At 62.6% G+C, this 6362-nt stretch carries 11 protein-coding genes; 8 read left to right on the top strand and 3 right to left on the bottom strand.

What is annotated here, in order from left to right:
* From Q0S71_RS24655 to tatC, 8 genes are all read left to right on the top strand, one after another.
* Positions 1-624: 1-(5-phosphoribosyl)-5-[(5-phosphoribosylamino)methylideneamino] imidazole-4-carboxamide isomerase (locus Q0S71_RS24655; RefSeq protein WP_296001587.1), on the top strand; the 624-nt coding region annotated here is incomplete at its 5' end.
* 1 nt (position 625) lies between these two features.
* Complete coding sequence (hisF, locus tag Q0S71_RS24650; RefSeq protein WP_296001585.1) at positions 626-1387, top strand: imidazole glycerol phosphate synthase subunit HisF; 762 nt, start codon at positions 626-628, stop codon at positions 1385-1387.
* Positions 1388-1423: 36 nt separating this feature from the next.
* Positions 1424-1888 carry a phosphoribosyl-AMP cyclohydrolase gene (gene hisI, locus Q0S71_RS24645; RefSeq protein ID WP_296001583.1) on the top strand — a complete coding sequence of 155 codons (465 nt, stop codon included), beginning with the start codon at positions 1424-1426 and terminating at the stop codon, positions 1886-1888.
* Positions 1885-2259: a phosphoribosyl-ATP diphosphatase gene (locus Q0S71_RS24640; RefSeq protein ID WP_296001581.1), complete on the top strand. Its 375-nt coding sequence runs from the start codon at positions 1885-1887 to the stop codon at positions 2257-2259. Before hisI ends, Q0S71_RS24640 begins: the two co-directional genes overlap by 4 nt.
* Before the next feature lie 10 nt (positions 2260-2269).
* Entirely contained in the window at positions 2270-2641 is a 372-nt protein-coding gene (locus Q0S71_RS24635; protein WP_296001588.1) for a histidine triad nucleotide-binding protein, read from the top strand.
* Between the two features lie 129 nt (positions 2642-2770).
* On the top strand, positions 2771-3016 hold the full coding sequence (gene tatA / locus Q0S71_RS24630) for a Sec-independent protein translocase subunit TatA (RefSeq protein WP_296001580.1): 246 nt from the start codon (positions 2771-2773) through the stop codon (positions 3014-3016).
* Positions 3017-3071: 55 nt separating this feature from the next.
* Positions 3072-3569: a Sec-independent protein translocase protein TatB gene (gene tatB, locus Q0S71_RS24625; RefSeq protein ID WP_296001578.1), complete on the top strand. Its 498-nt coding sequence runs from the start codon at positions 3072-3074 to the stop codon at positions 3567-3569.
* Complete coding sequence (gene tatC, locus Q0S71_RS24620) at positions 3570-4322, top strand: twin-arginine translocase subunit TatC (protein ID WP_296001576.1); 753 nt, start codon at positions 3570-3572, stop codon at positions 4320-4322.
* A gap of 52 nt (positions 4323-4374) precedes the next feature.
* On the opposite strand, the gene Q0S71_RS24615 is transcribed toward tatC, so the two are convergent.
* The 3 genes from Q0S71_RS24615 to Q0S71_RS24605 all read right to left on the bottom strand — a co-directional run.
* Entirely contained in the window at positions 4375-4719 is a 345-nt protein-coding gene (locus Q0S71_RS24615; RefSeq protein ID WP_296001574.1) for a hypothetical protein, read from the bottom strand.
* Between the two features lie 115 nt (positions 4720-4834).
* Positions 4835-5443, bottom strand: a complete 609-nt coding sequence (locus Q0S71_RS24610; RefSeq protein ID WP_296001572.1) for a hypothetical protein — start codon at positions 5441-5443, stop codon at positions 4835-4837.
* 180 nt (positions 5444-5623) lie between these two features.
* A partial coding sequence (locus tag Q0S71_RS24605; protein WP_296001570.1) for a DUF885 domain-containing protein occupies positions 5624-6362 on the bottom strand: 739 nt, incomplete at its 5' end.

The following is a 6362-nucleotide window of genomic DNA, read 5'->3' as shown; positions in this document are numbered from 1 at the left end:
GCCGGCAAGCCGAAGAACGAGGCCGCCGTCAAGGCGATCCTGAAGGTGGTGCGCGAGTTCGCCGAGGAGAACGGCATCGACGAGATTCCGGTGCAACTCGGTGGCGGCATCCGCGACCTCGACACCATCGAGCGCTACCTCGACGCCGGCATCAGCTACGTCATCATCGGCACGGCCGCCGTGAAGGAGCCGGGCTTTTTGCACGACGCCTGCGGCGCCTTCCCCGGCCACATCATCGTCGGCCTCGACGCCAAGGACGGCAAGGTCGCCACCGACGGCTGGAGCAAGATGTCGGGCCACGAAGTGATCGACCTGGCGCGCAAATTCGAGGCCTACGGCGTCGAGTCCATCATCTACACCGACATCGGCCGCGACGGCATGATGGGCGGCGTCAACATCGAGGCGACCGTCAAGCTGGCCCAGGCCGTCAAGATCCCCGTCATTGCCTCGGGCGGCCTGCACAACCTGGGCGACGTCGAAGCGCTGTGCGCGGTGCAGGACGAGGGCATCGAAGGCGTCATCTGCGGCCGCTCGATTTACGAGGGCACGCTGGACTTGAACGCGGCCCAGCTGCGGGCCGACGAACTGAGCGGCGACATCCTCCTCGACGGCGAAGCGGAATAATATGCTCGCCAAACGCATCATCTCCTGCCTGGACGTGACCAATGGCCGCGTCGTCAAGGGCGTCAACTTCACCGAGCTGCGCGACGCCGGCGACCCGGTCGAAATCGCGCGCCGCTACGACGAGCAGGGCGCCGACGAAATCACCTTCCTCGACATCAGCGCCACCAGCGAAAACCACGGTCTGATGCTCGACATCATCGAGGCCGTGGCCTCGCAGGTGTTCATTCCGCTGACGGTGGGCGGCGGCGTGCGCGCGGTGGAGGACGTGCGGCGCCTGCTCAACGCCGGCGCCGACAAGGTCAGCATGAATTCCTCGGCCGTGGCGAACCCGCAACTGGTGTACGAGGCCGCGCAAAAACACGGTTCGCAGTGCATCGTGGTGGCCATCGACGCCAAGCAGGTCGCGCCGGGCAAGTGGGAGGTGTTCACCCACGGCGGCCGCAAGGCCACCGGCCTCGACGCCATCGACTGGGCCCGCAACATGGAGCGCCTGGGCGCCGGCGAAATCCTGTTGACCAGCATGGATCGCGACGGCACCAAGATCGGCTTCGACCTGGACCTGACGCGCGGCGTGTCCGACGCCGTCGGCATCCCCGTGATCGCCTCCGGCGGCGTGGGCGGCCTGCAAGACCTGGCCGACGGCATCAAGCTGGGCAGGGCCGACGCCGTGCTCGCCGCCAGCATCTTCCACTACGGCCAGCACACGGTGCAGGAAGCCAAGCGTTTCATGGCGCTGCAGGGCATACCGATGCGCCTGGCGTAAAGCTCCGTTTCACTAGCGTCATTACAGAAAATCATCATGCCCCATACCTCCAGCCTCGCCAAGGCCAAATGGCTGAAAAAAATCCAGTGGGACGAGCACGGCCTGGTGCCGGTGATCGCCCAGGAAGCCGGCAGCAAGGACGTGCTGATGTTCGCCTGGATGAACCGCGACGCGCTGGCCAAGACCGTCGAGCTGGGCGAAGCGGTCTACTGGAGCCGCTCGCGTAAAAAACTGTGGCACAAGGGCGAGGAATCGGGCCACACGCAAAAAGTGCTGGCGATCCGCCTCGATTGCGACGAGGACGTGGTGCTCCTGACCATCGAACAGGCCGGCGGCATCGCCTGCCACACGGGCCGCCATTCCTGCTTCTATCAAAAATTCGAGGGCGACGCCGACAGCGGCGACTGGCTGGTGACGGAACCGGTGCTGAAGGACCCGGCCGACATGTATCCCGACAGCGCCAAGCCGGCGGCGCCGCAACCCAACAAGAGCACACCATGAGCGATATCCTGAACCGCCTGGCCGCCATCATCGAGTCGCGCAAGCCGGCCAACGGCGGCGATCCCGCCACCTCGTATATCTCGCGCCTGTTCGCCAAGGGCGACGACGCCATCCTGAAAAAAATCGGCGAGGAAGCCACCGAGACCGTCATGGCCGCCAAGGATGCGCGCGTCGACGGCGACAACAGCAAGGTCTTGTACGAATGCGCCGACCTGTGGTTCCATACGCTGGTGATGCTGGCCCAGTTCGACCTGACGCCGCAACAGGTGCTGGCGGAGCTGGCGCGGCGCGAAGGCGTGTCCGGCATCGAGGAAAAGGCGGCGCGCAAGGACGAGCTGCGCGACGCGGCCGAATCGAAAAAACATGACTGAGGGTGGTGTTGTGGAAAATTGTCTGTTCTGTAAAATCGCCGCCAAGGCGATACCGTCGACCATCGTCTATGAAGATGAGGACTTGCTGGCCTTCAAGGACATCAACCCGGCCGCGCCGGTGCACCTGCTGGTGATACCGAAGCGGCATTTCGCCACGCTGTCCGACTGCAGCGCCAACGAGGCGCCGCTGCTGGGCAAGATGCTGGCGCTGGCGCCGCGTCTGGCCGAGGAGTTCGGCTGCGCCGTCGGCTACGAGGCCGACGGCACGCCGACCGGCGGCTACAAGACCGTCATAAACAGTGGGCCGGACGGCGGCCAAGAGGTGTACCATTTACATCTGCACCTGGTCGGCGGCGCGCGGCCATGGCGCGGCATGCGCTGAGTTGCTGGGCTATTGCGGCGCCGGGTCGGCCTTGCCATGCGGATATCCCACTTGCGGCCGGCATCGCATATACTATAGTTATCGGTTCAACGAATTTTTAGGCGCGTGCGCCTTGCTAGGGGAAAAATTATGGGTTCTATGAGTATTTGGCACTGGTTGATACTGCTGGTGGTCGTGATGCTGGTGTTCGGCACCAAGAAAATCGGCAACATGGGCTCCGACATCGGCAAGGCCGTCAAGGGCTTCAAGGATGGCGTGCGCGGCGACGACGAAGCGGCCGCGCCGGCGTCAGCACCGGTAACGCCGGCCGCGCCGTCGCAGGTGGCCGACAAGTCGACCATCGACGTCGAAGCGAAAGAGAAAACCAAGCTGTGACGGGACCGGGATGCGCTCGTGCATTGGCGTCCCGTCCGGCCACGGCTGATATCCTATGATCGATCTCGGTCTCACTAAACTCGCCGTCATTGGTGTCGTCGCGCTGATCGTGATCGGCCCGGAAAAATTGCCCAAAGTGGCGCGCATGGCCGGCACGCTGTACGGCCGGGCGCAGCGCTATCTGAACGAAGTCAAGTCGGAAGTGTCGCGCGAGATCGAGCTGGAGGAATTGAAAAACCTCCACAAGGAAGTGCAGGACGCGGCGCAGTCGATCAAGACGGGCGTGGAAAACTCGATCGCGCAAAACAAGAGCGAGGTCGAGCACGCCTGGAACGACGGCGCGCCGTCGGTGGGCGCGCCGCCTTTGATGACGGCCACCACCGACGACCTGTCGCGCAAGGCGCGCGAATTCCGGCGCAAGAAGCTGGTGCGCAGTTCCGCCATTCCGGCCTGGTACAAGCAGCGCAACGGCGGCAAGATGCACGTCATCTCCGGCGCCGCGCGCGTCGCCAAGTTCCGCCCGCGCGGCGGCTCCTCCTCTTCGTTCTATTAAATGACTACAACTGTACCGGGCGAAGAGACCTTTATCTCCCACCTGATCGAATTGCGCGACCGCCTGGTCAAGGCCTCGATCGGCATCGCCATCGTATGCGCCGGCCTGATGTTCTGGCCGGGGCCGTCGCGCATCTACGACTTCATCGCGCGCCCGATGATCGCCTCGCTGCCGGTCGGCTCGAAGATGATCGCCACCGGCGTCATCTCGCCCTTCCTGGTGCCGATGAAGGTGACGCTGGTGATCGCCTTCATCCTGGCGCTGCCGTGGGTGCTGTACCAGCTGTGGGCCTTCATCGCGCCCGGCCTGTACGCGCACGAAAAACGGCTGATCGCGCCGCTGGTGGTGTCGTCGTCGGTGCTGTTCATGATGGGCGTGGCGTTCTGCTACTTCCTCGTGTTCGGCCGCGTGTTCGAATTCATCAACCACTTTTCGCCGACCTCGATTTCGGTGATGCCGGATATCGAAAACTACCTCGACTTCGTCATGTCGATGTGCCTGGCCTTCGGCGCCACGTTCGAGGTGCCGGTGGTGGTCGTGATTTTGGTGCGCATGGGCCTGGTCAGCGTGGCCAAGCTGAAAGAAATCCGCCCTTACGCGATTGTCGGCGCCTTCGCCGTGGCCGCCGTCGTCACGCCGCCCGACGCCGTCAGCATGTTCTCGCTGGCGATCCCGATGTGCATATTGTTCGAGCTGGGCCTGCTGGTGGCGCCGGCCTTCGTCCGCGCCACCCAGGCGCCGGAAGAGGCTTGATCGGGGCTTGAGCGACCGCGCTCATGGGCGCCGATGTGCGGCTATGGCAGGGTCAGCCGTGCGGTGCGAAAAATTTGTACAGCACGATGGCATGCATCGACAGTGCGGCGATCGTCATCCAGTTCAGCCCTTTGATTCTGGCCCCCAGCGCATCGATTCTGGCATTTAAAGACTGTTCGACCCCATCAATCCTGGTATGCAATTCGACTTTCAAGACATCGATGCGCGCCAGGATATCGGTCTTCATCGCGGCCAGGTCGCCCGGCCCGACGATGATCGATTGCGCCAGCGCCTCGTAGAGTGCCTGCGCGTGCGCGTTGGCCCGCGGCTGCGGTATGCCGGCGGCGCCCAGTTTTCTGGCGTACTCAAGTGTGTTGATGTGGATGGGCATCGTCATGTTCACTCCCCGGATTCATGGTAGCAGAAAGGAGTCGGAACTCCAGTGTGAGCTGCCATCGTAACCATCTGTTGGCCGCGCCGCTTGCGAATATATGGACGCGGATAAAGCCGGCTTAGCTATGCGATGAGAACAATTTGTACAGCGCGATGACGTTCATCGCCAGTGTCGCGACTATCATCCAGTTCAGCGTTTTGAATTTGGCTTCCAGCCCATCGATCCGTGCGCTAAGCGATTGTTCGAGGGCATCGATTCTCGCGTTAAGTGATCGTTCGACCGCCTCGATCTTCGCATTCAGTGATTGTTCGAGTACCCCGATCTTCGCGTTCAGTGATCGTTCGAGTACCCCGATCTTCGCGTTCAGTGATTGTTGAACCGTTTCGATCTTCACATTCAGTGATTGTTGGGCCGCCTCGATCTTCACGTTCAGCGATTGTTGGACCGCTTCGATCTTCGCGTTCAGTGATTGTTGAACCGTTTCGATCTTCATACTCAGCGATTGTTCGACCGCATCAATCCTCGCATGCACGTCGACTTTCAGGACATCGATGCGCGCCAGGATATCGGTCTTCATCACGGTCAGGTCGTCCGGCCCGACGATGATGGATTGCGCCAGCGCCTCGTAGAGTGCCTGCGCCTGCGCGTCGGCCTGCGGCTGCGGTATGCCGGCGGCGCCCAGTTTTCTGGCGTACTCAAGTGTGTTGATGTGGATGGGCATCGTCATGGTCACTCCCCGGATTCATGGTAGCAGAAAGGAGTCGGAACTCCAGTGTGAGCTGCCATCGTAACCATATGTCGGCCGCGCCGTTTGCGAGGCCGCAAGCGGGCGCCGCAAGCGGGCGCCGCGGACAAAAAACGGGGCGCTCGCCGCGCCCCGTTTTTTGTTCTCGCCACCCGCCCTGAATTACTGCGGCTGCTGCTGCATCAGTTCCGATATCACGCGCACCGGCGCGCTGCCGTAGCTGAGGAACTGTTCATGGAAATCCTTCAGCACGAACTTGCCGCCCAGCGCCTGCTTGCGCGCTTCGCGCAATTCCATGATGTCGCTATAGCCGCTGAAATAACTGGTCAGCTGCACCGACGACACCTGCACCCGATGCCACTTCTCGGTCGCTTCGCTGCGGGTCTGGAAGGCCTGGCGCGTCAGCAGGTCGATGGCCTGGTCCTGCGTCATGCCGAGCACGTGTACGCTGTAATCGAGGATGGTGTTGGTGACGCTGCGCAAATTCCACTTCGACCACATCAGCCACATTTCCGGCGCGTTGTCGCCATAGCCCGATTCGAGCATCATGCGCTCGCCGTACACGGCCCAGCCCTCGACCATCGCGCCGTTGCCGAAGATGGACTTGACGATGGACGGCGATTTGTTCGCATACACCAGCTGCGCATAATGGCCCGGTATCGCCTCGTGGATATTCAGGATCTGCAGGATCCAGTGGTTGTACTCGCGCAGGCTGCTCTCGGCCTGGGCTGGCGTCATGCCGTCGAGCGGAGTGACGTTGTAATAGGTGCGGTCCTGCGGCCGGTAGGGCCCCGGCGCGTTGATGCTGGCGCCGGCCACGCCGCGCGCGTACAGCGGTGTTTCACGCACGGTCAATGGGCGTTTCGGGTCCAGCGTCAGCAACTGGTTCTTGATCACGAAG

The organism is Rugamonas sp. (assembly GCF_025354735.1).
Lineage (GTDB): Bacteria > Pseudomonadota > Gammaproteobacteria > Burkholderiales > Burkholderiaceae_D > Rugamonas.
This window is presented reverse-complemented; position numbering and strand designations above follow the sequence as displayed.

Excerpts from the sequence above, each read along its gene's own strand:
- tatA (WP_296001580.1), top strand. The coding sequence starts at position 2,771 with ATGGGTTCTATGAGTATTTGGCACTGGTTGATACTGCTGGTGGTCGTG.
- tatB (WP_296001578.1), top strand. The coding sequence starts at position 3,072 with ATGATCGATCTCGGTCTCACTAAACTCGCCGTCATTGGTGTCGTCGCG.
- Q0S71_RS24640 (WP_296001581.1), top strand. The coding sequence starts at position 1,885 with ATGAGCGATATCCTGAACCGCCTGGCCGCCATCATCGAGTCGCGCAAG.
- Q0S71_RS24610 (WP_296001572.1), bottom strand. The coding sequence starts at position 5,443 with ATGACGATGCCCATCCACATCAACACACTTGAGTACGCCAGAAAACTG.
- tatC (WP_296001576.1), top strand. The coding sequence starts at position 3,570 with ATGACTACAACTGTACCGGGCGAAGAGACCTTTATCTCCCACCTGATC.
- hisI (WP_296001583.1), top strand. The coding sequence starts at position 1,424 with ATGCCCCATACCTCCAGCCTCGCCAAGGCCAAATGGCTGAAAAAAATC.
- Q0S71_RS24615 (WP_296001574.1), bottom strand. The coding sequence starts at position 4,719 with ATGACGATGCCCATCCACATCAACACACTTGAGTACGCCAGAAAACTG.
- hisF (WP_296001585.1), top strand. The coding sequence starts at position 626 with ATGCTCGCCAAACGCATCATCTCCTGCCTGGACGTGACCAATGGCCGC.